The organism is Bacillus sp. TH50 (assembly GCF_016650565.1).
GTDB classification, from domain to species: domain Bacteria; phylum Bacillota; class Bacilli; order Bacillales; family Bacillaceae_G; genus Bacillus_A; species Bacillus_A mycoides.
Genome location: NZ_JAEKFM010000003.1, coordinates 768,075 through 793,566 on the forward strand (window position 1 = coordinate 768,075; position 25,492 = coordinate 793,566).

Sequence of the window (25,492 nt, forward strand, 5' to 3'; positions counted from 1 at the left end):
GTCCTTTACCGAAGATCCTTTCCTATTTTAATACAAACACCCACTCGATTGTATCGCCTGGTTTTACTTTAACTACACCAGCACTATAGTTTGGAAAAGCACCGTTCACACGATATTTCCAGCCACTAGTAGTAGTAATATCTTTCTCGTATAAATCATTAATACCTTTTACATAAATATCACCTTTAGAGCCCATTGCATCAACCTCTAGTCCTGTGCCCGTTAGCACACTGTAAACTGTGTCGCCTTCTTGTACATCAACCTTTTTCGCACCTAATAAGTATCCTTCATTTCCTTTTACTGAGATTGTTACTTGTTTCGCTTTAGGTTCTGGTGGTACTGGTGGTGGTACTGGGTTTAGTGGTGGTACCGGTGGTGGCGGAGTTGGTACACTATTGTTCTCTTCTGGATTTTTCTTTTGCTCCTGCTTCGGTGTTTCTTTTGGCTGATTAACAACCTTTGCTTCTTCTTTTACTTCTGGTGCTTTCGGCTGCTGTGGTTTCTCTTCTTGTACTTTTTGTTGCTCTGGTTGTTTATTTGCAGCAGGCTGTTCCTTTGGTTTCTCTTCTTTCTTTACTTCAGGTTGTTCCTGCGCTTTTTCTTCTTTCAGTTTCTCTTCTACTTTTTGTTCTTGTTTATCTTTCTGCTCTTCTTGTGGTTTTTGTTCCGGTTCAGCTTGCTTCTCTTCCGGTTTCGGTACATCTTTTTGTTCTTCCTGTTTCGCTACTTCTTTTTGCTCTTCTTGCTTCGGTTCTGCCTTCTTCTCAGGTTTTACAGCCGTTTCTTCACATCCGGCTAATAATCCCAATGAAAGAACTAAAGAAATGAACCATTTCATCTTACTCATGCTGTCCCTCACCTTTCATATTAAAGTGAAACTTTAATGAGTGGAGATTTTGTTCATCCCCACTCATTATTAGCCCTCACTTTTATAATAAAATTAGGAGCAAATGATTGCTCCTAATTTTTGTTAAGCTGCTTTACGTCTCCATAATACATATGCAGAAGCGATACATAATACACCCATACCTACTTGTGTAGGTGCACTATGAGAAGATGCTCCTGTTTGTGGTAATTGATTCTTATTCTTGTTTGTTTCTTTATTAACTCGTTCGTTATCTACAACAACTTTTAGATTTTCATCTTTTGGTTGTTTTTGTAACTCTTCTTGTTGTTTCGGCTGTTCTACAACTTCTTTTTCTTCTACAGTTGTCTCTGGCTCTACAATTGGTTTCGTATCAATTTCATTCTCTATTACATTTGACCAATCATAAATCGATTTTCCAAGATCTTTAAACTGAAGTAACGCTAAAAATGCTTGCTCTGTAGCCATTCCGCTACCTTTTTGATCACTTGGTAACCATTTAAACTCACCATTTGGAAGCTGGTATGACATTAAATTTTGTACTGCTTTATTAAGACGATCGTGATCTACATCTTTAACTAGCGATAGTCCAATAATTGCTTGTGCAGTACTATTAGAATTCTCTTGTCCATCAGCGGTAAAACCACCATTACCTAGCTGCTGCTTGTATAAATAATCAACAGCTTTTTGAATAGCTGGCTTTACATCTGCTTGATCTTGATAAGGAGCTAATGCTGCTAATACCATACTTGTTACATCAACGTTACTAGCACTTTCTTTACTACTTGAACTATCATATGTCCAGCCACCGTCTATATGCTGCGCTTGTAAAAGTGCTTGTACTAAAGCAGCTCGATTCCATTTTGCTTCGGCCGGAATCTCATATTTCTTTGTATCTAATGCAAGTAATGTAAATGCGTATCCTGTAACGGAATTCACTTTATCTGATTCAAATAAATTTTGTACTAAATTTTGTCCCTCTACCTTTGTAGGATCAACATTCATTGCATTCATCATAATAATCGTTCTAGCTAAATCTGTTGCTGAAAAACGATTTAAACGCTTCTTAACCTTTTCAGCTACTGGCTTAACATAGTTTATTTTCGTTTCAAGCGGAACATTTACACCTGAACGAGCAAGTCCAATCGCAACCCAATCACTACCAATTCCATCTTGTAACATCTTTTCTGACGTTTTAGAAATCGCTTCGTTTAATTGTGCTGCTGGAATTTCAACTTTCTCTTCCTTTGGTTGTTCTGTTACTTTATCTTCTGGTTTACCATCTGGTTTTTCTGTTTTCGGTTCCTCTGGTTTTGGCTCTTCTACAGTTTTACAAGTGCCAAATTTATCTAACGTTTGTTGCAACGTTTGTTGACTCATATTGCTCCAGTCTGCAACGTAACGAAATGCAACAACATCCCCAGACTCTAATTTATAACTATCCGCCCCAACTTCTGCAGATTTATCATTTACATCATACAACCAACCGCTCGTTGCTCCGGCCATTAATCCATCGATGCCCTTTATATACGTTCCAAATGACATACTTTCAGATGTTACTTTGTCACCCATAACTTTTTGTAGCAAACTAAAAGCTGTTTCTCCATCTTCAATGGAAACTTCTTTCGGACATAACATAATTCCTTTTTGTGATTCACCAATAATTGCAAGTTTCGCTGTCTTTCCTTCAGCAAACGTAATATGTACTGTATTCGCAAAAGAAACAAATACAAGTGCCACTGCCATTAATGATGTAAGCAGCCATTTCTTTAACATTGCCATCCCAAAATTCCCTCCCTTTACTAACATTCACACAAAAAAAGACCCTTTAAGGGTATGCGGTTGACACTCTCTTTTTGTAAGTGTCGAACAAAAATGTACAACACCTCCTACCCGCATTATTCGCGGCTATATTTGTATAGGAAAAATAATTTCGTTTATGAACGCACCATTGTGATAACATTCACTTTTCTAGGAAAAATTTACTTCCTTTTCAAGTTATCCCGCTATTCGCCGAGCAGTAAGACCCCCACCTCAAATTCAGCGAAAGCAAAGAAGTTATGTGGGGATCAACTGCCCGTAAATGCCCGATTGGTGAAGGCTAATAATCAGTGGGGATGAACAAAATCCCCACTGATTAAAGTTTCACTTTATCGTAAATCGATAAACTTATACATTCTGTAATTTTTAAATTCTGTATTATTTTACTATTGACAAAGAATTTTGTCCATGCTTTATCGGATTTATTTTCTAAGAATAATAGCTTATTAGCCTTCCATTAATAGAAGTCATCCGATACGATAAACTTAACTAAATCTATACAATTCAATCAAATTTACACAAGTTAGTGCTTCAAAGTGTTCTCGCAACCCCGAAGGGACGAGGGGTTTAACACTCCACACGAGGCAGTATCGTTACCTCCTATTATCAAGCGATTATTTTACCCATCTTGATAAATTTATCGAAGCATTCAAATCTCTATCGTGATGGCTATTGCATTGACTACTAGGATGCAACCCTGTTAATTCCGACACTTGACTAGCAGGGCTTACTGATATATTTAATTAACTTTAGTTATAATTGGTTAAATAAATCGTAACAGTTAGTTACCCTCACTATGTAAGCTTTTATCACTAACTATAATTCCATCTTCATCTACATAAACATATTCATTCGGTTTCCATTCGACTTCACCAAATTGCAATGAAATATTTCGCTCTCCTTTTCCTTCTTTTACACTTCTATTTGGCATTGTCCCTAACGCTACAATACCAATATTAATATTTTTTAATTCACTAGAATCACGAACATACCCATTTACAATAATTCCTGCTAAGTTTCTTTCTTCCGCAATAGCTGCCAAATTATCACCGAGTAACGCACAATTTTTAGAAGCTCCGCCATCAACAACTAATACTGTACCTTCCGGCAGTGTTTGTAACCCCTCTTTTACTAGTACATTATCATCCTTCACTTTTACCGTTGCGATTTTCCCATAGAATTGTTTTTTCTTCCCGAAAGACCGAAAAGACTGGCGACATATTTGTAATTCCTTTTCAAATTCATCACATAGATCCGTAGTTTTCCACATCTTTTTCCCCTCTTTTCCTTATTCTTTCTATATAACATATTCTTGGATTATTTTCGTTTCCCTGTCTAACGTTGCAAGAATTTGTATGTGCGGTGAAAGTCATATACAAATGAAGGAAAATAAAGCTTACCACTTGAAACTATTGCTTTAAGTAAAAAGCTTTATTATAATCTATTCCACTCCTATGAAAACCATTTATTCTAGCATAAACATAAGAAGGGATTGATCATAATGATCAATCCCTTCTGTCAAAGTATAATGTCACTAAAAATTCTTTAAAAATCTTAGTTCCAAATTTTATTTACCCATTCCGGATGATCAATAAAAGGATTACGATTATGTTGATATTTCGTAAAAATCACTTCATTACGCTTTCGCTCTAAATCATCTACCGGGTCTTGTTCATTCCATTTTAGTAAAACGGATAGTTTACCCATGTATGGATCTTTATTGTTATTCACCTTTTCATTTAGTTCTAAGTCTATTTCGCCGTTGTCTCCTTCATAACGAACAGCCATGTAAAATAGCATTCTAGCGATATCTCCTTTTACACTATCACGAGGTTCCCAAGAATCACTATCGTACTTACATTCTGTCGCTTCTGAATGATTCACACCACCATTATCAAAATCCAGATTTCCACGTGAGCTATTTACAGATACATCCGTCGCTCTTAAATGATGCAAATCTGTTCCAGCTCCTGCAGTCGTTCCAAAATCACCGTGTGATTTTGCCCAAACATGCTCTCGGTTCCAATTATCAACTCCTGAACCATTCGTAAGTTTCCCTTGCGAACGCCCAGTATATAAGAGTAGCACATTGTTTTTATTATTTGGATCTTCATCAGTATCTCTTAGTGCTTCCCAAACCGCACTGTATGATAACTTTGTATGATCATCAATAATATTATGAAGTTCCTTCTTTAATTCTAAACCCATTTTTCCTATTGCATTATTATAATATGTATCGTCATAGCTTTTTACAATAATCTCTTGTGGTGATGCAGAAGCTACTTCACCGTGTATGATATCTGTGAATGATAGAGATGCAGAACCTAAAATAAAAAACGAAGATAGTGTAACCATAGCAAGCCTTGTATTTCTAAACTTCATATACCCATTTCCCCTTTAAAATATAATTTGAAGCTATTAACTAAAAAATGCTTTCTAGCCCCCAAAAACTTTTAGAAAGCCATACCCATCCTTTTCTTTTTATTTAATACAAAACTCTATTGAGTCTGTATTATTTCCACACTTTTTGTTTATCTACTTTTCACAAGGAATATCCTTCTCTAGTAAAGATTATTAAAATATTCTTTACAATTAAAAAGTAGTTTAATGTTAACTTATAAATTTCAATTTTTTTATGCAATTATGCATATTTGATAAATCGTTCGACTTTTCTTTTTTCTATAACTGTCTTTATTTTTTGTGTAAAACCCTTCTTCCTCTGTAGAATACGTACAAAAATAGATGGGATACCATGTAAGGCACCAATCTATTTTAATTAAAGAAACTTTGTTAATTCTGAGTTCACAACACATTGTGCAGTAATGATTACATTTTTATATTGGGACAGAACTACTACTCTTTATTTTGCATTGAATCTATATACTTTTTAACTACTTCATATACATATTCTTGATTTGCCGCCGCTGTATTTGGGTTGTATTTTCCGCCGTTTGTTTTATTGTTAGATAATACTCGAATCCCTAAGAATGGTACGTCATAAGCTTTTGCGATTTGCGCTGCTGCTGCACCTTCCATTTCTTCTACAGATGTACCGTATTTTGTATGGAACCATTTAATTCTATCAACTTCATTATTCCAAACGTCTGCTGAACCTATAGTACCTTCCACCACTTTACCTTTTGTATATTTATCTTTCACTGCATTAGCTGCTGCAAGTAAATCCTTATCTCCCTCGTAGTATCGGATTTTCTCAGCATTTGGATCTTCTCCTGCACTCCCTTCAGAAGCCATCAGGTCCATAGATATCCATTTTTCCGGTTCAATTCCTTGGTTCTCATTCATATTTGTTGTTTTTAGTGAACCTATATTCGCGACTTGTTTTCCTAACACAATATCAAATACATTTAAATTAGGATCATGTCCACCTGATGTTCCTTGGTTAATAATCGCTATAGGCTTATATTTTTCAATAGCCACTGCTGTAGCGGCTGCTGTATTTTCCATTCCTTTACCTGTTTTCGCAACGATTACAGGATAATTGTCTACAGTTCCTTTATAAAATACGAAAGTTCCAGACTTTTCTTCTTTCACATTTTTTAACCTTTTTGCAAACTTTTCAGCTTCTATCGGCATTGGCCCTTGAATTAAAATAGGTTGTTGATTACTTTTTGCCTCAACTTGTTTTGGAGTCACATTACATCCTGCAAGTATTGAGAATGATAATGCGATAGTAGTTGCTAGGGCACCATATTTTTTCAACAGATTTTTCTTCATAAATAATCTCTCCTCTTTCTCTTGTTGTTTTCTATACTCGAGGTTTTGGTCCAAAGAAAAAAGCTCTAGAAATTGTAGAAAAATCTCTACTTTCTAGAACTACGGTAGTCAAAGTTAATTAAGCAAAAGATGAGGCCAATGCTAAATTATAGATCAGTAGCGGCTCAATACACCGAACGACCGAATACTTTAACCCGTAGTCCAGTTCTTTCATTGGGAACTAGGTAGAAACGCTCGGACCATATTACCGAGTATATACGAGTGATGTTATTTAAAATTATTATATTGGTAATATAACAAACTTTTAGTGTATACGCAATCTAAAAGTGAACATTTTTAATAAAAATAATAAAAATGTTCGTTTTTATAACTTAAATGGTTAGGATTTATCATTTCTAAATGGATAACGACGCTAAAAAACTCATAACCCATATACTAAACTAGATTAACCTACAACAACCGATCTTTTACAGACAATTACTCTACCTTTTCAGCATTTGAGGTATTTACTACTACATAATTCGGTATTGTCGCAACGAGTTGTATCAAATGTTGATACATACTAATTTGCATCATTTCATTCGCCTTTTCAGCATTTCCAAGCATTTGATACGCCTGCGCAATTAGATCTTCCTCTGGAAAGTTAGGACGTATCGTTTCGCCAAGTAATTGAAGCACCTCATTTGGTCTATTGAGTATAAGATAGCAAGTTGCTTTAAACGATATCGCCTCTTTCACAAGAGATACATCTTCACTTTCTCCCTGCACTCGGCTAAAGAGATACATTGCCTCTTCTAAAATTTCAATTCTTCTATCCATATCCTCTGTTAACATGTGGTGATTAATAAAAAGTAGCCCCATTTGAATTAATAATGGAAAACAAGAATAATATTTTTTTGTCACTTCCCTGCACTCCATCATTACTTCATCAAACGGTTCTTCACTAACAGCTTCCGCTAGTCTATGATATAAATTTTTAATATCTTCCTGTTCCATTTGCAGTGTATAACAGATTAATTCATCTATACTTATGTTAAAGTACGATGCTAACAGTGGTAAAAATGTAATATCCGGATAACTCTGCCCAGTCTCCCATTTGGAAACAGATGCTTTCGTAATACCGATATACGCCGCTAACTCTTCCTGTGTAATTCCTTTTTCTTTTCTCTTATCCGCAATGATTTTATGAATATGAATTTCTCTCACTGTATCACCTCATACTTTTATTATATGTACTTTATTTCACACAAAATATAGATTTAAAGTCGACTTTCGTTAACAAAATCAACTGTTAGGAAACATCTCTCTAAAATAAAAGAAGCTCCAAATTTTATTATATTTAGGTCATAAATATTAAACTTAATAAAATCAAAGGCAGGAACATATTTGATATGTTCCTGCCTTTTTATTGTGGGGTACCGATACATAGCCATCTAGCTAAGATTTTGAAGTGCTTCAAAATCAAAATTTTCATTTCACCACAGTTTTCTATGAGAATCTAGTGAACAGCTTATTTACATAATTTTCGTTAGCGGAAGTCAAAATGTTACGTTACAATGATTACAATAGGGGGCAAAATTTCCTCTCCTAATTTTCCTACCGCATTTTGGACAAGTTACCACTCGACTTTCACTTGTTTGAAGTTCTATCTTACTTATTGCTATTACTCGTAAGGCAGCCATCCCTCCTATTAGAAGAAGCGTAATGAGCATTTCCATTTTTCTTGTTCTCCTTTCTTTTCATTACAGTTACCTCTAATTATTTTCTAAGAGGTTTTGTGATTTTACATTTTTCCGATGCTTACGCAGATGTAACGAACCCATCAATAAATTGCTTAGACTTAATGCTATGAGTACCCATGTAATTGCTTTTCTTATACCTTCTACATATTGTCCATACGCAACTTATCCAGAAGCCACGGCTAGCATGAAAAATGAAATACTCATCCATAAATGATTGACCTGTCTTTTCATGATGAAATCCCCACCTTTTTTCCTTATTGTACCATTTCAAAAAAGTGATGTGCGGTGTTTTTTGGATTGTATATTCCATACAAGTATAGTTAACATAACGTCTCATTATCGGTAGCAAGGAAAAAGAAGAACCCTACTCTCTGATATGATCCCCTTATAGTAGACAGGAAAAAGAAAGCACATTAACCTGTTTACTATGGAGGGGATTTTTTCATGGGAAAAATTAGAGTCACTTACGATGTAGAATTTAAGAAACAAGCTATAGATTTATACTTAAAAGAAGGCATGAGCTATAAAACCATTGCGAAAGAATTAGGTATTCATCACTCGGTTGTAAGTCGTTGGGTGAAACACTTTGAAGCTGAAGGAATCAAAGGACTAGAAGAAAAACGCGGTAAAGCGAAAGGACCAGGTTTAGGTAGACCAAGGGTTAGACCCGAAGATCCTGAAGCTAAGATCAGACGATTAGAAGCGGAAAATGAAATGTTAAAAAAGCTCTTAGGGATGTAAAAGGAGGAATGAAAGTCGTATCCAAAATAAAAAAATTCGAAGTCATCCATGAAATGACAAAAACAGGTTATACAGTGACCATTCTATGCGATATTGCTGGTGTAACCAGAAGTGGATACTACAAATGGCTAAAACGGCATACGACGCCTTCTAAAAAACAATCAGAGGATATCGAAATTAAGAAAAAGATATTGGAGTGTCATAAAAAATTAAGAGGAATTTATGGATATAGAAGAATACAAGTGTGGCTGAAAGCCACATATAACCTTCATTTGAACCATAAGCACATCCAAAGATTGATGAGTGAACTAGGTATCAAAGCCGTAATTAGGAAAAAACGACCTTATTACGGAAAAAAAGAAGCTTATGTGATTTCAGAGAACCATCTAAATAGGGAGTTTCAGGCTTCAAAACCGAATGAGAAATGGGTAACCGATATTACCTATTTGATTTTCAATGGACAGCGCTTGTACTTATCCGCTATTAAGGATTTATACAATAATGAAATTGTTGCCTATGAAACCAGTCGTAGAAACGACTTAAAGCTTGTGTTAGATACGCTTAAAAAGGCAAAGAAAAAACGAAATGTGAAGGGAATCCTCTTACATAGTGATCAAGGATCCCAGTATACATCTCGTCAATATAATCAATTACTTAAAAAATATCAGATGAAGGCAAGTATGTCTCGAAGAGGCAACTGTTGGGATAATGCTTGTATGGAAAACTTCTTCAGTCACTTTAAGGCAGAGTGTTTTCATTTATACTCCTTCCGTAAAGCGAATGAGGTCAAACTTGCCGTGCGTAAATATATGCACTTTTATAATCATCAAAGATTTCAAAAGAAATTAAATAACCTGAGTCCATATAAATATAGAACTCAGGTTGCTTAGTTGCGCTTTTTAAATACTGTCTACTTGACAGGGGTCACTGCACTCACAAGGGAACCTTCTTTTTTAGTTCTATGAATCTATACATTTTTTTATACATTCCTATCCTGGCACGGTTTTAGGGTTCTTGTTTGTTACTGGATTAGCCAAAAAACTGTATAAAATCTTGCATACTCTTAGCGTGGGGGTTTTCCAAAATACTGGCATCCCCCAATATGTGCTTTCTTATGGGTATTTCTTGAACCCTCATTAAAACACTTTCCCGTCCTTTGTCTATCTTTAAAAGTAACTCTGCTTGTTTATTTAAAGTCCTTGCAACGAGGCATTGTACTCCTCCTAAAGCCAAACAAATGATTAAAATTACACATCCATATTATACTGATTAAACTAAAAATTCATTCTCTTTTCATTTCATTCATTATGTAAATAAAAAAGGATAATCCGCCCTCATAATGGACTAATTATCCTATAAATCTTTATCTAAATTTAATAAAATTAGAACTTCTTTTCCTATGTATACTTATTTCGTTATTTCACCAAACTGCGCTCTCGTCACTTTCGCCAAGTCATCAACTTTAAGCTCAATTTGTACTCCAATTTTCCCGCCACTTACAATGATTGTTTCAAGTGATTGGGCACTTTCATCAATACATGTAGAAAATAATTTCTTCATTCCTACTGGTGAACAACCACCGCGAATATACCCTGAAACTTTCGTAATATCTTTAACAGGAATCATTTCTATCTTCTTTTCACCGACCGCCTTTGCGGCTGCTTTTAAATTTAGTTCCTCATCTACTGGGATAATGAACACATGATAATCCTTACTATTCCCTTGAGCGACAAGTGTTTTATATACTTCTCTCACTTCTCTACCAATTTTCCCAGCAACTGATACGCCATCAATTTTCCCATCGTCCGGATCATATGACATCATCGAATATTCAATTTTTTCTTTATCTAATATTCGCATCGCATTTGTTTTATCTTTTTTCATAGTGTTCTCCTTAAAAAGTTATTTCATATTATTAAATTTTCTTTTATTATACACTCTTTTCAATTTCTCCTACATAACTTCACGTATTCTTCAAAACTGAAAATATTGATTTTCCCAAATTCATCTGATATAATTTGGAAAAACTTATGTTAAGGAGAGATTTTTAATGCGAACTTTTAATACGTCTTTCCAACTTCATCATCATACGTAACGCCGTGTATCCGAAGAAAAATTTTTCTTCGTGGGTACAGGGCTTTTCCTGTTGACCCACGAAGCGTTCATAAAGCTATGTGGGTATTTTATACCCGCATAGCTTTTTTTAATTTAAAAGAGGAGTGATTATGGTGGAAATGAAAAATGTAAAAGGGACAAAAGACTATTTACCAGAGGAACAAGTACTACGAAATAAAATTAAAAGAGCTTGTGAAGATACGTTTGAACGTTATGGCTGTAAACCGTTAGAGACACCAACGTTAAATATGTACGAGCTTATGTCTTACAAGTACGGTGGTGGCGATGAAATTTTAAAAGAAATATATACACTTAAGGATCAAGGAAAACGCGATCTTGCCTTACGTTATGATTTAACAATTCCATTCGCAAAAGTCGTGGCGATGAATCCGAACATCCGCCTACCCTTTAAACGCTATGAAATTGGGAAAGTATTTCGAGATGGGCCAATTAAACAAGGAAGATTCCGTGAGTTCATTCAATGTGACGTTGATATAGTAGGTGTAGAACAGTCATGGCGGAAGCTGAACTCATGAGCATGGCGTTTGAGCTGTTCCGAACGTTAAACTTAGAAGTAACGATTCAATATAATAATCGAAAATTATTAAATGGTATTCTCCAGTCTATTAACATCCGATACGATAAACTTAACTAAATCTATACAATTCAATCAAATTTACACAAGTTAGTGCTTCAAAGTGTTCTCGCAACCCCGAAGGGACGAGGGGTATAACACTCCACACGAGGCAGTATCGTTACCTCCTATTATCAAGCATTTATTTTACCCATCTTGATAAATTTATCGAAGCATTTAAATCCCTATCGTGATGGCTATTGCATGGAACACAGTTCCATTCACGAATCTTTAAACTCCACTGTCCTTCTGGTTGAACTGAATGGTCGTATTTAACGCCACAACATGAGCAAATCTTACTTGAGGCAAACCATTTATCAGCTTTTATATATTCAATGCCATACTTCTCACACTTGTATGATAAACATTGAAAGAAGAAGTTTAATTTTTGAAATGAAAATGCTTTCGATAGTTTTTTGTTTTTTAATAGGTTTGAGACAGATAAGTCTTCCACAACAATCCTCATTGGTTTGGTTTTCACCAATTTAGCTGTTGCTTGATGGATATGGTTATTTCTGATATTCGTAATTTTCCTAGATAACCGAAGGTGCTCAGTTTTAGCTTTTTCATATCCGGCAGATTGAATTTTTACACCTTTTGTAAATCTCCTAGACATATCTCTTTGCGCTGACTTTTTCCTTTTCAAAAGTTTTTTAACCTTGGCATCTTTGTTTATATTTCGTTTTTTCATACCATTAGAAGCCACAAACAGCTCTTTTAAACCAACATCCACACCAATCGACTCATCGGTTAATTCTTGTGCTTCAAAGGATTCTTCGAACCCTACACTAATCCACCAGTGACGACCATCAAATGTAACTCTTGGATTTGATGGTTTTTTGTTTCTTGGTAGTTGTTGGCTTGTTTTCACTTCTCCAATGGACTGAATATCAACTACTTTCTTTCCTATAATCAGTCTTTCATAATTGGCATAAAATCCTTGGATTAAATCTTTTTTGGTTTTATAAGAAGTGTGATAGCCATTTTTGTACTTTTCGAACGAATTTTTTCTCGCCTTGTCAAAATCTTTTGAAGCCTGTTTGGGAACTTGTGCGTTGATGTCTTTTAACCACTCATATCGCTTTCGCTTCTTGATCTTTGTAAATCGTTTCTGTAAAGCTAACTGTGAAACAGATTTTCCGAATAGCTTATAGTATCTATCACTCATTCTTTTACAATAGTTATAAGCAAATCTTGAAGCTCCAGCATGATTTCTAAGCACTTTTTCTTGTTCAGGCGTTGGAATCAGTCTGACTTTCTTCGCCAATATCATCAGAAGTCAACTCCTTACTTATCTGTTTGATCTTTAGCCAATTACTATGCGATTATTTGGGCGCTCCCCTTTTAGATAATGAAAGATTTGTTCTTCTGAATAGTAGCGTGTTCCACCAGCAGTCACCTTTTCAGGTATTAATTCACCGCTTTTGTGCATTCTCCTAAGACTACTAGGGTGCAACCCTGTTAATTCCGACACTTGACTAACTCGTAAAAATTTCATCATTATTCTCACCTCATTGGATTTACAATAACACATACGTTCGATAGATTAAATGAGATTTGATTAAATTTATTTTGTTCAACTAAAGGCGCAATCCCTTGGCCAGTTCTTTTATGAACTTCTCACGTTTTCACATGAGCGCAGACTATATGTTTATCTCTTTAGAGATAGAGGATTTTCCCATCACCATAGGCTTGTGATGTACTCTCGTCAGTTATACGAGATAGTCGTTGAACGTTCATCTTATCCATTTTGACTTAGATGATTCGAGGCGGAAGACCCATTGTTCTAGTGTTTAGGATTTAACCTTGCACGATCTGATTGATTTTTTCTGCTTTCGCAACATTCACGCTCGCTATTTCTAGCCACGTTGTAGTTCAATCAGCTTTAGGGATTGCCCGCAGTTAACCCTCACTACTAGCCAATCACTTGACTAGCAGGGCTTACTGATATATTTAATTAACTTTAGTTATAATTGGTTAAATAAATCGTAACAGTTAGTTACCCTACCGAATTAACGAGTGACGTAATTTTATCATTGGATAAAATCGAAAAGATTGGGATTGATGGTGTACGAAAAGATGTATTGGAGCGCGGGATTACTGTAGAAATGGCCGATACAATATGTAATACTGTTTTATCTTGCCTAAAGCTCACTATTGCCGACTTTAAAGATACTTTCAATAATACACTTGTTGACGATGGAGTAGAGGAACTACAACAACTACAGCAATACTTACTCGCCCTCGGAATAAATGAAAATACGATATTCAATCCGTTTTTAGCAAGAGGACTCACGATGTATACAGGCACTGTGTATGAAATCTTTCTAAAAGATGGCACGATTACATCTAGCATCGGTAGCGGTGGTCGATACGATAATATTATCGGAGCATTCCGTGGTGATAATATGAACTATCCAACAGTCGGTATTTCATTCGGATTAGATGTCATTTATACAGCTCTATCACAGAAAGCAACAACATCTACAGCAGATCTTTTTATCATTCCACTCGGGACAGAATTACAATGTTTACAAATCGCCCAGCAATTGCGTTCTACTACTTCCTTAAAAATCGAACTTGAACTAGCTGGACGTAAATTGAAACGTGCCCTTAATTATGCAAATAAAGAAAATATCCCGTATGTGCTAATAATTGGTGAAGAGGAACTATCTACAGAAACAGTTGTATTGCGTAATATGAAGGAAGGTAGTGAAGTAAAAATCCCCCTTTCTTCTTTAAGTAATTATTTATAAAAAGAACCACCCTCATTTGGGTGGTTTTCTAGTGAATAAATAAAATAACATTTAGTTTACATAACAAAATTATATATTACTGTTGATTTGAATCACAAAAAACATATCTATTCACCCACTATATTTGGTAACATATTCATACGTACATATTATTTAGGAGGAATTAACTTTGAAGGCAGCCATAAAAGCACTAAAGTGGACTACAGGTATCTCCCACCTTTTATTAATTCCTTGTTATTTATTTCAAGGACTAGTTGACTTAGACGGGATACCACTACTTATAGTAATTACTTTACATATCATTACAATTTTATTAGCTAAAAAGGAAGGCATGAAAGCCTATGCTAATTATATAGGAATCTTGGCTATTCTAGTTGCTTTCTTTCCCTATATACAAATCGCTATACATATTATAGCGTCGATTTTCCTTCTATTAGATGCGGCTTCCACGAACACAAACGAAGTTTATGATTCATAGTGGATTGTGGACTGTAAACAGACATTAGGGAAATATTTTTCAACCATATACAAAAAAAGAGGGCAGATATGCATCTCCCTCTTTTGTCTAACTCTTTTTATTATTATTCTTGTTCTTGCTCGTCCATAATCTTCTCGAACGCTGCAGATACTTTTTCAAATTCCTCGTCATTCTCTATGTATGAGAATTCATTATCTTCTTCTACTTTTAAAAAGAAGATATCAATGTCTTCCTCAGTTTCTGTTTGAATGTCTTCTACAAAGGCAACCGCAATGTATTCTGCACCTTCGACATCCATCGCTCCAAGCACTTCAACTTCCTGTTCTTCATTATTCTCATCGGTAAGACTAAAAATTTCGCCTACTTCAATTGCTTCCATATTCATTCTCCTCCTATCATACTCTAAAAAATAAAACGTTCAAATTGCACACTTACTAACATATCTTTCCATAAAAAAGTTGAATTCATACAGAAAGAACAACAAATTCTTGCTGATTCAGCAAAAGTATTCAACTATAAGGATATCATTTATGAATAGGAATGAACATATTTTAAATGAGATAATTGGATTAATTAATTTAAAATCCTTCTTTAGATTTCCGAAAGACCTCCATGTTCCATAATGATTCTTTCATATAGGCAGCTGGAATGCCACCTTTCAATCTGTAAGTAAATACTAAAATAGCACCTCCTATCCTGATTCCTTTCCGTACGTTTTTAGGATGAGAGATAAATCCTTCTATATAAACTAAAGAGACTTATGCAGCAATTCCAATACATCTTTCATCGCAAAAGGACCGTCTTTTTTTACATGCTCAGCGAATTCCGAAACGAGACGTAACGTTTTCACACTTTCGATTGGATGCTCTCCTGACGCACTTTCAGCAGAAAGCATAACAGCATTCGTTCCGTCCAGTACAGCTTGAAATACATCTGTCACCTCAGCTCTTGTAGGAATAGAATGATCTACCATAGATTGAAGCATTTGTGTCGCTGTAATGACATATGTATTCGTTCGATTGCACTCACGAATCATCATTTTTTGTAACAGTGGAATAAATTGATACGGCAATTCCACACCTAAATCTCCCCTTGCGATCATAATGCCATCCGCTTCTTTGCATATGTCTTGAAAATTCTCGATTGCTTCCATCGTTTCTATTTTTGCAATTAAATTTGGGGAAGTTTCTTTATGTTCATGTATAAAACTTCGTATTTCCTTTATATGACTAGGTTTTCGAACGAAAGAACACGCAATAAAATCAACTTCCTCTTCTAGAAGAAATTGAATATCTTTTTTATCTTTCTCCGTAATAGCTGGCAAACTAACAATTGCACCTGGTAAGTTCACCCCTTTATGAGAGGAAATATTGCCACCTGTTTTTATTCTCGTTTCTATTTTTTCCGAACTTATCTTTTCAACGATTAACTCAACTTCTCCATCATTAATAAGAATTCTACTTCCCACTTTCACGTCATTCGCGATCCCTACATAATCAACACTTGCTCCTTCTTTATTCCCTTGCACTGGATTGGTATGTAAAGTAAATAACTCCCCTGCTTCAAGTGTAATTTGTTCCTCTTTCATTTCACCCAATCTTATTTTAGGACCTTGTACATCCCCTAGAATTTTAATAGAATCGTCTAACGATTTTACTAAACGAATGATGTCTTTATGACTTTCATGCGTACCATGTGATAAATTTAACCGAACAATTTTCATACCATTGTTTATTAACTGAGCTAACGTTTCTTCATTATTACTCGCTGGCCCAATTGTACAAACTCGATCAATTGTCATGTCCCCACCATCCTTTTTTAAATGTTTCCCATAAAATAAAGAGAAGATTCTTTTTATAGGAAAGACCGTGTAACTAAGGGTGCAAAGAGGTTTTATGTGAAGAGAATATTTTGCTGAAGAAATAGCTTGAATTTAACTTTTTGTGCCCAACATTTTGACTCAATCGTTATTGTTAGTTTCGTTGCAATGGGGTACTACTAATAATAAATCTTGTTTACATACGAACGTTAGATTGGGATATCGAAAACGACCTATGGAGGAACCACAATGACTACTCTTCGAAAAAAAATAATGGGACTAACATTAGCGGGAACGGTAGCACTATTTACATTAGCAACAGGAATCATAATGAACGATAACGAGGTAAAAGCTGAGGTAAAAAAAGCAGGAAAGCAACCTAAAAATGTGATTTTTATGGTTATAGATGGGACAAGTTCTTCTGCTACAACATTAGCCCGGTGGTATAAAGGTTCACCTCTTGCACTAGATCAAATTGTATCCGGAGGTGTTCGTACATACTCAGCAGAATCGGCTATTACGGACTCTGCACCAGCAGCCACAGCTTTAGCGACAGGAAATAAATCAAATTCAGGCTACGTGGGCGTATTACCTTCTGTTGTGAATTCACCTGGCTTAGAACCAGTGAAAGAAGAATGCAAGTTTCGTCCAGTTGCCAACGTCTTAGAAGGCGCAAAACGTTCCGGCCGCGCGACAGGAATCATTGCTACATCAGAAATTCAACATGCTACTCCGGCTAGTTTCTCTGCCCACCACGTTAACCGTAAAGATTTCGAAGTACTTGGTGAACAGCAAGTGTATCAAAATATAGAAGTTGTATTAGGTGGTGGAAAAGCAGCACTTCAGCCTACGACAAGCAACGGAATTCGTAAAGACAACGAAGATTTAGTAAAAGTAATTCGAGGAAAAGGGTACGACTTTGTCGAAACAAAAGATGCGTTATTAAACTCCAAATCAAATAAAATCTGGGGTTCTTTCTCTAATACTGCCCTTGCGTTCGATATGGATCGTAAAGCAAACCATCTAAAGCAACCAACTCTTTCCCAGATGACGAGAAAAGCAATTCAAGCATTATCAAAAGATAAAGATGGTTTTTTCTTATTCGTAGAAGGTAGTAAGGCAGATTGGGCAGCACATGCAAATGACCCAATCGGGATGATTAGCGATGTATTGGCATTTGATGATGCAGTTACAGAAGCATTAGAATTTGCGAAGAAAGACGGTAACACTATGGTCATTGCTTTAGCGGATCATGGTAATAGCGGTATTTCCATTGGTAACAGTAATACAACAAAAGGATATGATACCACACCAGTATCAGCTTACATTGCCCCACTGAAAAAGGCGAAAATGACACTTGAAGGTGCTACAAATAAACTAAAAGATGATTTATCTAATATAAAAGAGGTCGCTGCACTTTACGGTTTAGACGACCTAACTGATAATGAAAAAGAGCTGTTAAAAGCTGCACAAAAGAAAACTGATGTAGGTCCAATCTTTACTAAATTATTGGCCAACCGTGCGAACATCGGTTTTACAACTGGTGGTCATACGGGTGAAGATGTATTCTTATACTCTTACGGTCCTCAAAAGCCATACGGTTTAGTCCAAAATACAGACATTGCGAAAATAATGGCTAAAGCCATGGGCTTTCAATTAGAAGAATTAACTAAGAAATTATTCTTAGATGCTGAAACATCCTTTAAACAAATTGGTGCAACTGTAACGATTGACAAAAAAGATGTACGAAACCCGGTGCTTGTAGTAAAACGCAATAATACGGAGGCCAAATTGTTTGTTAATAAAAATATTATCTGTATCGGTGAAAAAGATTATGAATTAGGAAGTGTTGTTGTAGAAAGCCACGGGAAATTCTATGTCCCTGAAAAAGCAATTCAACTATTCACAAAGCATTCTCGCTAAATTTAAAAACAAACATAAAAAAACGCTATCCTTTCTATAGAAAGGGTAGCGTTTTTTTCGTTATATGGATACAAATTTATCTTATTAAATCCATTCAACAATAGTATCCATAGTTTGTCTTGTTTTATTAAATTTTGGTTCTCCTTTACGGTATCCAAATGCAACCATAACTGATACCTCAAGATTATCATCTTTTAAAATTCCTTCTTGACGAAGTAAAGAATCTACTTTTTCTTTATCGAATCCTTCCATTGGACAAGAATCAATACCGATTTGAGCTGCACTAGTCATCATATTAGCTAAAGCAATATAAGATTGCTTTGATGACCAATCAAATACAGCTCGTTCGGAGTCTAACAATTTAAAATCCGATTCTTGGAATTTTTTGAAGAATTCATATCTCATCTGTTGAGCTTCTTCAGGCAATCCAATAATATCTTTCATCATGTGCTGAATATACTCTGCATCATAGTGCATATCTTTAATGTTTCTTGAAAGAACAATGACAAAATGACTTGCTGTTGAAAGTTGCCCACCTGCTCCCCATGAATATGGTAATAGTTTTTCTCTTAATTCTTTATTTTGTACCACAATAAATTTCCAAGGCTCATATCCAAAAGAAGAAGGAGATAATCTTCCTGTTTCTAAAATAAATTTAAAATCATCTTCTGAAATTTTCTTCATAGGGTCAAACTCTTTACATGCATGTCTAAAGTTAAAAGCCTCAATAATTTTTTGTTTTGTATTTTGTTTTGTGTTAGTCATAAAAGATCCCCTTTTCATTAAATTATTATTTAACCAAATTATATTTTTAAAGTAACAATGATACAAGTACGCACATTTATGTGCTATAGTATCAAAAAAGATACTATTGTTAAGGGAGAGTCTTTTTATGATTAGTTCAAAAGAAGATGATGTAAATTATCCATTTTTAAATAAATATTCTTGTCCAGTAGAAGCTATCGTCGAGGTTATTGGTGGAAAGTGGAAAGGTGTTATTCTTTATCATTTATTAGATGGTAAGAAACGATTTAATGAATTAAAAAGATTAAAACCTAATATCACCCAAAGAATGTTAACACTTCAACTTAGAGAACTTGAAGCAGATGGCATCGTACATCGGGAGGTATATCGTGAAGTGCCCCCTAAAGTAGAATATTCGTTAACTGAACTTGGCGAGTCATTACGTCCAATTATCCTTTTAATGATGGAATGGGCGACTAATAATATGGAGCAGGTTTTGGAAAGTAGAAATAACACTAAATAGTTTTTAAAACCTGTAATTAGCCATTACAAACACCTCAAAAAAGATTGCCTCTTAGGATACTGGCAATCTTTTTTGAGTAAAAGGATTATTTTATTTAACTTTTTGTCAATATGTTGCGTTATTTGTAAATTATTGCTTACTTTTGTAAAACACAATATTTATCTATTAATTTATTCATCTTAATTGGTTATTATGTATTTGAGAGCAAATCTCAATTAAAAACCATAAGGAGTGTTTATCTTGAAAAAATTCTTAGCTATCCCTGTAATTGCTGCATCTCTTATCGGCTTAGGTCAAAATTCAACATTCGCGGCAACCGAAGAAACAAAGGTAAGTCCTGCAAGTACTGAGTCTAATCAAGTGCAACTTCCACCAGTTCAATATGCTTTAGAGGCTAATGAAGAGTTCGCTTTTTACGGTTCAGGAATTTACAAATTTCACCATGAAGGCGGGAAGGATCTAAGAGTTTTTCTTAAAAATATTGGTAATGAAACTTTCAGTTATGATTTATATAATTCTAAAGGTGGATGGTTATCAAACGGAAAGTTAACACCTGGACAACAAACTATTAATGAATTTAGTAATGAGTGGTCTGATTGGCTTCCTAATGGTAAATACCAGATTGTATTTAAAAATAACAGTGGTGCATTTTCTAAAGTCAAAATTGCTGCAAGAGCACTAGACGAGTTTGAAAAATAGTACTTTTGGAATAATATTACCGATTGGAGCAGTTAGCTTTTGCTAGCTGCTCTTTTATTCTTTTCGTATTGTTGCTGCCATAAAGTATGGAGGACCATTCTTTCCATATTTCATTACCTCGTCAATATCCTGCAATTGTTGGATACCTTCCTCATCGTTACGATCACCAGGAATAATAATTGATGTGCAATATAATGGTGTAACTGACTCCTCATCATATGGCGACTCTTCAGCGAGATAAAACTGAGCTACCATTGGAAGTTCTTCTCTTTTACAGATTTCAAGAATCTGCTGCATTAACGGTGCAATTTCCTCATCATAAATTTTCTCTTTATCGTACATATCAATCCATTCCCCTTTTCTACAAAATAAAATTTTTGTAGAAAATAATGAACTTTAAAAACTACTAAATTGCAAATACAAATACAAGGGAGCATTTTATATGACTTCCTATCAAAGAATATCTTTAATAGTTATCACTCTTTTTTATCATTGTGATGTTCCTTTCAAATGAAGTCTTTATTTCTTAACACCCAACGAGAATGTACAACAAACTAAAAAGGCCTACTCACACGAGTAGGCTTTTGAAACTATGAAAGCTTCGTTAATAATTGATTTAAATCTTTTTTCGTTTTCGTCGTTAATGACTTCATTTTATTAACATCAATCTTTTCTTTCTCCGCTCCTACAATTAGCGGATACATACTTTGGCCAATTGTTTTATATTCAGTCGGATGCGATGCTTCTAACTCTTTTTCAATTACATCCCACTTCTCATTAATTTGTTTTCCAAGTTTATTAACTGTTTCTAATTTAGGATTTGCAGCTAATTGCTTGTCTAAGCTTTCAATTAATGTAACGACTTCTTTTACATTTGTTTTCACAGCTACGCTTTTCTTCGGATCTTTCGTTGTTTTTCCGTTGTTGTTTGTACTTGTACTTTGATCTGTTGTTTTCCCGCTAGTAGTTTGATCATTCGTTTTTCCTGTTGTTTCTTTTTCTTTTGTTGTTTTTCCGTTACTTTCTGTTCCTGATGATTCCTTTGTATTTTTTGCATCCTTATCTGTTTTTTCATTCGAAGAAGTATTTGTGTCTTTTTCAGTATCTTTCGTTGTTTTTGACGCTTCATCTGCACTTGTCGTTTTTGATTGCTCTTCATTTTGCGCTGTTGCTGGATCCTTCTTCGCTTCATCTTTATCTGTGAAGGTACTACAAGCTGCCATTGAAAGCATTGTACCAATTGCTACTGATGCGATAGCGACCTTTTTCATTTTCATAAAAATCCCCCTATGTTTACAATTTTATCCTTCTCTTTACGATTCTATTTCCCCTTAAAAAATCCCTTTTCATACGAATCACCATCTTTCCGACAGTAATCTTCATAATAATACGTACAAAAAACGATAAATTTATTTTAATATTCGAGTTTTTTCTACTACATTTTCCTCCTCTGTAGCAAAAGAAAAAGAGTATGTTGTCACATGAAGATTTACAATCTACAAATGACAACATACTCCCCTATCAATTTTTTATCTTTCTTGACATTTTATTTATACAAAAAACAAAATAATTACTAATTTTTTTATTTCTCAACACTTGTTAACATAATATTTTTATGAATAACCACCGTTCGAATGAATGACTTGCCCAGTAACCCACTTCGCCTCTTCACTTACTAAAAAAGCAATTAAGCGTGCCACATCCACCGATTCTCCAACTCTACCTTGCGGGAATTTCCATACTAAATGATGCTGTAATTCCTCTGTAATCCATCCTGTATTCGTCGGTCCTGGATTAACAGCATTGACTGTAATCCCCTTCTCCATAGCTACTGGTGCAACTGACTTTGTAAATGCTTCTATTGCTCCTTTCGTTGCTACGTATGCTAGTTCATCTGGCATCGGGCCTAATGACTGCCCAGAAGTAAGATTTATAATACTTCCACTCGTTTTAAGTGAAAAATGTTTAATAAATAATGAACTTAATAGCATAGGAGCACGAACATTGACCGTATAATGTTTATCTAGCTGTTCTACATCTAACTCTTCAATTTTCGTAGGAGTAGAATACGCCGCATTATTAATAAGAATAGATGGATCCCCTAAACGTTCTGATACCATATACAATACACGATTAGGCGAATAAGACTGCGATAAGTTGATTTCTGCCATTTCACATCGAACGCCGTAACTTTCAATTTCCTTTTTCAACAAAAAGGGCTCTTGATCATTCATTCCCCATGGCATCGCTTTATCGTACCGAGGCCAGTACGTGAAAAAAATGTCTATCCCATTTTGAGCAAGCACCTTGCATACAGCTGCACCAATTCCATTCAGACGAGTTGCCCCTGTTACAATTGCTATTTTCTTCACCTTTTCTCCTCCATCTATGGATAAATCCCCTGCACGAATACAGAGGATCTACCTTTTTAATTAATATTTGACAATATACGCTCAGCGCCTAATTTTAAAATTTTAATAAAGATATAATTTACAATCGTAAACATTACAAATAAAACGATAAACATAATCCAAAGTCCTACTTGAAGGAAGAAGTATAATACACTTACACCCGCTACAATAACTAAAGCTATTAAAATATTAGCTAAAAAATTCCACAAAGTTGTATATCGACTTTTAAATAATTTCTGTTCTGTATCCCAATGAATATCTGCAGTTTGTGCATCCCAGCGTGTACCGATTAAATTAATTAACAATAAACCGTTCGCACTTAGTAAGAACCAAAGTATCATGAAGACTGGCGAAATACCTGCTACAACTGCCATTGTAATACCGAATACTGCTAAAATGACTACATTAATTAACCAGGCCGTTATCGCTTTCGCAAAAAAGATATCCGAAGCCTTTACTGGTAAGTAACGATTCACAAACCAAGAGCTTCCATCTCGTGAGAATGACGTTGTTGCAATAACGTTACTCCCCATTAAAAATAAGGATGCACAAAGGCCAACACCAATTGCGAAACCTGCTGATTCTGGATTATCAATATACCCTGTAATCCATTTTAAATTTCCATCTTGTACAAACAAAACAAAGAACAGCATAATTGGCATAACGAAAGTTTGCACAATACAATTTAAGAAAAATTGTGGTGTACGGAATAACGTTTTAAATTCTTTTTTCACATATGCTTTTAAATGAGAACTTTGTACTGTTGATTTCTGTAAACCTTCTGCTGAAATTACCTCTTTCTTTGCTGTACTCGTTGAAAGTCCAATAACCCCTTTTAAATATGTACGCTCTGCAATGTAATAAAACAAACCGAAAAATGTGATAGAAATAAGAATGTATATTAGTACGTATAATATTCCCTTCCACGATGCATTTTCTACTAATCCCATTGCACCAAAATATGTAGTCGGAAAATAATTTGTCATTTGTATGAAAAGGGAGGATTGATTATTTGTAAGATAATTCGCAACTGAATCTCCAGCTCCAGATACTGCACTTTTATTTCTCCATTGCATAAATACATTGATTCCGACGATAAATAGTATACTTACGATTCCAATAAATATACTTCCTCGATCTTTATTTTTCGCTATATTCGTATACCTCATAATAATTGTCATAATTAACGAAGCTAAAACTAGCGGAATGATCGGGAAGAATAAGTAAATGACAATCATATAAATGTAATATGTAATGAAAGCACCACTCTTTAAACCGTAAGTAATAAAGATAGGCAATAAAATAAACGAGCTCATTACGTATTGTGTAATTAACACTGTAAAGAACTTTGCCGAAATAATTTGCGCTGGTTTTAATGGTAACGGTAGCAACATTTCAACATCATTACTATAGTAAAACACTGTTAAAATGTTCATAATACTCATCAAAAATACCCATATACTAGCAACTGCTAATCCCATCGCAATAACAATTCCTGGATCCTGTCCGAGGTGTATCATTCCTTCATATATTCCATGGGTCATCGAACCGAATATTAAAAAACCTACAAATAAAATGGCTGCAAATGAAAATAAATACGCCCACCTTTTCTTTTTATCTGTTATGAAATCTGCATAATTTAATTTCAATAATACTTTCGTTAACGTCCAAATTTTACTCATTTCCCGTCATCTCCAAGAACATTTTTTCAAGTGATTCATTGGATTCAAAATGATCTCTCATTTCATTTAAATTCCCTTTAAACTGAAGATTTCCCTTATTAATAATCGCGACGCGGTCACATATTTTTTCAGCTACTTCTAATACGTGTGTCGAGAAAAATACAATCTTCCCTTTATCAGCATGTTCTCTCATCATTTCTTTTAAAATATATGCAGATTTCGGATCAAGACCTGTTAACGGTTCATCTAAAATCCATACATCTGGTTCATGTACGAGCACACCGATAATAACAATCTTTTGTCTCATACCGTGTGAATAACTTTGAATTTGATCAGATAAAGCATTGTACAGATCAAACTTCTTCGCTAATGACTCTATTCGTTCTTGTCTTACTTCCTTCGGTACTTCATACATATCAGCCATAAAGTTTAAATATTCAATCCCTTTTAATCGTAAAAACATATCCGGGCTATCTGGAACATAGCCAAATGTTTTCTTCGCTTCCATCGGATTTTTCATAATATCTTTACCGTTGATTGTAATGGTTCCTTTGTCCACCCCATGAATACCAGTAATCATCTTAATTGTCGTTGATTTACCCGCACCATTCGGTCCTAAAAACCCAAAGATTTCTCCGCTCGGTACAGATAAACTTAAATCTTTTACTGCATAGGTAGATCCATTATAACTTTTTGACACATTCAAAATTTCGATCATTACATCCAATCCTTTCCTTAATTACCAATTAACTATATTAACATTATAGCATACTTATATTTATAGATTTTTACATTTTTCAGTTT

General features: G+C 34.8%; 22 protein-coding genes, 4 pseudogenes and 1 riboswitch. Of the genes and pseudogenes, 8 read left to right on the forward strand and 18 right to left on the reverse strand.

The features are described 5' to 3' along the window. Positions 1-22 precede the first annotated feature (22 nt). The 7 genes and pseudogenes from JFU23_RS04050 to JFU23_RS30200 form a co-directional block, all read right to left on the reverse strand. On the reverse strand, positions 23-847 hold the full coding sequence (locus JFU23_RS04050) for a DUF4430 domain-containing protein (RefSeq protein WP_201031438.1): 825 nt from the start codon (positions 845-847) through the stop codon (positions 23-25). 123 nt (positions 848-970) lie between these two features. Further along, entirely contained in the window at positions 971-2,647 is a 1,677-nt protein-coding gene (locus JFU23_RS04055; RefSeq protein ID WP_201031439.1) for a DUF4430 domain-containing protein, read from the reverse strand. Between the two features lie 820 nt (positions 2,648-3,467). Further along, positions 3,468-3,956, reverse strand: coding sequence for a ribonuclease E activity regulator RraA (gene rraA, locus JFU23_RS04060; protein WP_016091792.1), 489 nt, complete (start codon positions 3,954-3,956; stop codon positions 3,468-3,470). 284 nt (positions 3,957-4,240) lie between these two features. Next, a complete protein-coding gene (locus tag JFU23_RS04065; RefSeq protein WP_201031440.1) occupies positions 4,241-5,068 on the reverse strand; it encodes an endonuclease I family protein in 828 nt (275 codons plus the stop codon). Positions 5,069-5,539: 471 nt separating this feature from the next. Continuing rightward, positions 5,540-6,421 (reverse strand): 5'-methylthioadenosine/S-adenosylhomocysteine nucleosidase, encoded by an 882-nt coding sequence (locus JFU23_RS04070; RefSeq protein WP_201031441.1) that lies wholly within the window; start codon positions 6,419-6,421, stop codon positions 5,540-5,542. 177 nt (positions 6,422-6,598) lie between these two features. Then, positions 6,599-6,702: riboswitch (purine riboswitch) on the reverse strand. A 199-nt stretch (positions 6,703-6,901) separates the two neighbouring features. Next, positions 6,902-7,627 (reverse strand): annotated as a pseudogene (locus JFU23_RS04075) (helix-turn-helix domain-containing protein); the annotation flags it as partial. A 594-nt stretch (positions 7,628-8,221) separates the two neighbouring features. Then, positions 8,222-8,473: a hypothetical protein gene (locus tag JFU23_RS30200; protein ID WP_207200001.1), complete on the reverse strand. Its 252-nt coding sequence runs from the start codon at positions 8,471-8,473 to the stop codon at positions 8,222-8,224. A 134-nt stretch (positions 8,474-8,607) separates the two neighbouring features. Between JFU23_RS30200 and JFU23_RS04080 the strand changes: the two genes are divergently transcribed. Both JFU23_RS04080 and JFU23_RS04085 read left to right on the forward strand, forming a co-directional pair. Further along, positions 8,608-8,904, forward strand: a complete 297-nt coding sequence (locus JFU23_RS04080) for a transposase (protein WP_002135468.1) — start codon at positions 8,608-8,610, stop codon at positions 8,902-8,904. Between the two features lie 8 nt (positions 8,905-8,912). Further along, the gene (locus JFU23_RS04085) at positions 8,913-9,794 is read left to right on the forward strand and encodes an IS3 family transposase (protein WP_002140633.1); all 882 of its coding nucleotides are present in this window, start codon (positions 8,913-8,915) and stop codon (positions 9,792-9,794) included. A 517-nt stretch (positions 9,795-10,311) separates the two neighbouring features. Here the strand turns inward: JFU23_RS04085 and ybaK are convergent. After that, a complete protein-coding gene (ybaK, locus tag JFU23_RS04090) occupies positions 10,312-10,788 on the reverse strand; it encodes a Cys-tRNA(Pro) deacylase (protein WP_098636537.1) in 477 nt (158 codons plus the stop codon). Between the two features lie 341 nt (positions 10,789-11,129). Between ybaK and JFU23_RS04095 the strand changes: the two are divergent. Beyond that, a pseudogene (locus tag JFU23_RS04095) lies at positions 11,130-11,653 on the forward strand (ATP phosphoribosyltransferase regulatory subunit); the annotation flags it as partial. 142 nt (positions 11,654-11,795) lie between these two features. On the opposite strand, the gene JFU23_RS04100 reads toward JFU23_RS04095, so the two are convergent. Then, complete coding sequence (locus JFU23_RS04100; protein ID WP_201031443.1) at positions 11,796-12,926, reverse strand: RNA-guided endonuclease InsQ/TnpB family protein; 1,131 nt, start codon at positions 12,924-12,926, stop codon at positions 11,796-11,798. Between the two features lie 36 nt (positions 12,927-12,962). Next, a pseudogene (locus tag JFU23_RS31025) lies at positions 12,963-13,151 on the reverse strand (helix-turn-helix domain-containing protein); the annotation flags it as partial. A 493-nt stretch (positions 13,152-13,644) separates the two neighbouring features. Between JFU23_RS31025 and JFU23_RS04110 the strand changes: the two are divergent. Continuing rightward, positions 13,645-14,409: pseudogene (locus tag JFU23_RS04110) on the forward strand (His/Gly/Thr/Pro-type tRNA ligase C-terminal domain-containing protein); the annotation flags it as partial. Positions 14,410-14,578: 169 nt separating this feature from the next. Further along, the gene (locus tag JFU23_RS04115; protein WP_085311932.1) at positions 14,579-14,887 is read left to right on the forward strand and encodes a hypothetical protein; all 309 of its coding nucleotides are present in this window, start codon (positions 14,579-14,581) and stop codon (positions 14,885-14,887) included. Positions 14,888-14,990: 103 nt separating this feature from the next. Here the strand turns inward: JFU23_RS04115 and JFU23_RS04120 are convergent, their stop codons facing one another. Together JFU23_RS04120 and JFU23_RS04125 are read right to left on the reverse strand one after the other, a co-directional pair. After that, positions 14,991-15,272 (reverse strand): DUF1292 domain-containing protein, encoded by a 282-nt coding sequence (locus JFU23_RS04120; RefSeq protein WP_002013967.1) that lies wholly within the window; start codon positions 15,270-15,272, stop codon positions 14,991-14,993. 363 nt (positions 15,273-15,635) lie between these two features. Next, positions 15,636-16,688, reverse strand: a complete 1,053-nt coding sequence (locus JFU23_RS04125) for a pyruvate kinase (RefSeq protein ID WP_201031444.1) — start codon at positions 16,686-16,688, stop codon at positions 15,636-15,638. 267 nt (positions 16,689-16,955) lie between these two features. Between JFU23_RS04125 and JFU23_RS04130 the strand changes: the two genes are divergently transcribed. Then, positions 16,956-18,629 (forward strand): alkaline phosphatase, encoded by a 1,674-nt coding sequence (locus JFU23_RS04130; protein ID WP_201031445.1) that lies wholly within the window; start codon positions 16,956-16,958, stop codon positions 18,627-18,629. Positions 18,630-18,713: 84 nt separating this feature from the next. Here JFU23_RS04130 and JFU23_RS04135 read toward each other — a convergent pair whose 3' ends face one another. Beyond that, on the reverse strand, positions 18,714-19,394 hold the full coding sequence (locus JFU23_RS04135; RefSeq protein WP_002167961.1) for an NAD(P)H-dependent oxidoreductase: 681 nt from the start codon (positions 19,392-19,394) through the stop codon (positions 18,714-18,716). A 127-nt stretch (positions 19,395-19,521) separates the two neighbouring features. Between JFU23_RS04135 and JFU23_RS04140 the strand changes: the two genes are divergently transcribed. Further along, a complete protein-coding gene (locus tag JFU23_RS04140) occupies positions 19,522-19,896 on the forward strand; it encodes a winged helix-turn-helix transcriptional regulator (RefSeq protein WP_002128279.1) in 375 nt (124 codons plus the stop codon). Between the two features lie 240 nt (positions 19,897-20,136). Beyond that, positions 20,137-20,595, forward strand: coding sequence for a hypothetical protein (locus JFU23_RS04145; RefSeq protein ID WP_201031446.1), 459 nt, complete (start codon positions 20,137-20,139; stop codon positions 20,593-20,595). Positions 20,596-20,649: 54 nt separating this feature from the next. On the opposite strand, the gene JFU23_RS04150 is transcribed toward JFU23_RS04145, so the two are convergent. The 5 genes from JFU23_RS04150 to JFU23_RS04170 form a co-directional block, all read right to left on the reverse strand. Beyond that, on the reverse strand, positions 20,650-20,937 hold the full coding sequence (locus tag JFU23_RS04150; protein ID WP_201031447.1) for a hypothetical protein: 288 nt from the start codon (positions 20,935-20,937) through the stop codon (positions 20,650-20,652). Between the two features lie 248 nt (positions 20,938-21,185). Further along, positions 21,186-21,872 (reverse strand): hypothetical protein, encoded by a 687-nt coding sequence (locus tag JFU23_RS04155; RefSeq protein ID WP_201031448.1) that lies wholly within the window; start codon positions 21,870-21,872, stop codon positions 21,186-21,188. Between the two features lie 336 nt (positions 21,873-22,208). Beyond that, positions 22,209-22,967 carry an SDR family oxidoreductase gene (locus tag JFU23_RS04160; protein WP_201031449.1) on the reverse strand — a complete coding sequence of 253 codons (759 nt, stop codon included), beginning with the start codon at positions 22,965-22,967 and terminating at the stop codon, positions 22,209-22,211. Between the two features lie 56 nt (positions 22,968-23,023). Next, on the reverse strand, positions 23,024-24,688 hold the full coding sequence (locus tag JFU23_RS04165) for a putative ABC transporter permease subunit (protein ID WP_201031450.1): 1,665 nt from the start codon (positions 24,686-24,688) through the stop codon (positions 23,024-23,026). Further along, a complete protein-coding gene (locus JFU23_RS04170) occupies positions 24,681-25,406 on the reverse strand; it encodes an ABC transporter ATP-binding protein (protein ID WP_002033261.1) in 726 nt (241 codons plus the stop codon). Before JFU23_RS04170 ends, JFU23_RS04165 begins: the two co-directional genes overlap by 8 nt. Positions 25,407-25,492: the final 86 nt, after the last annotated feature.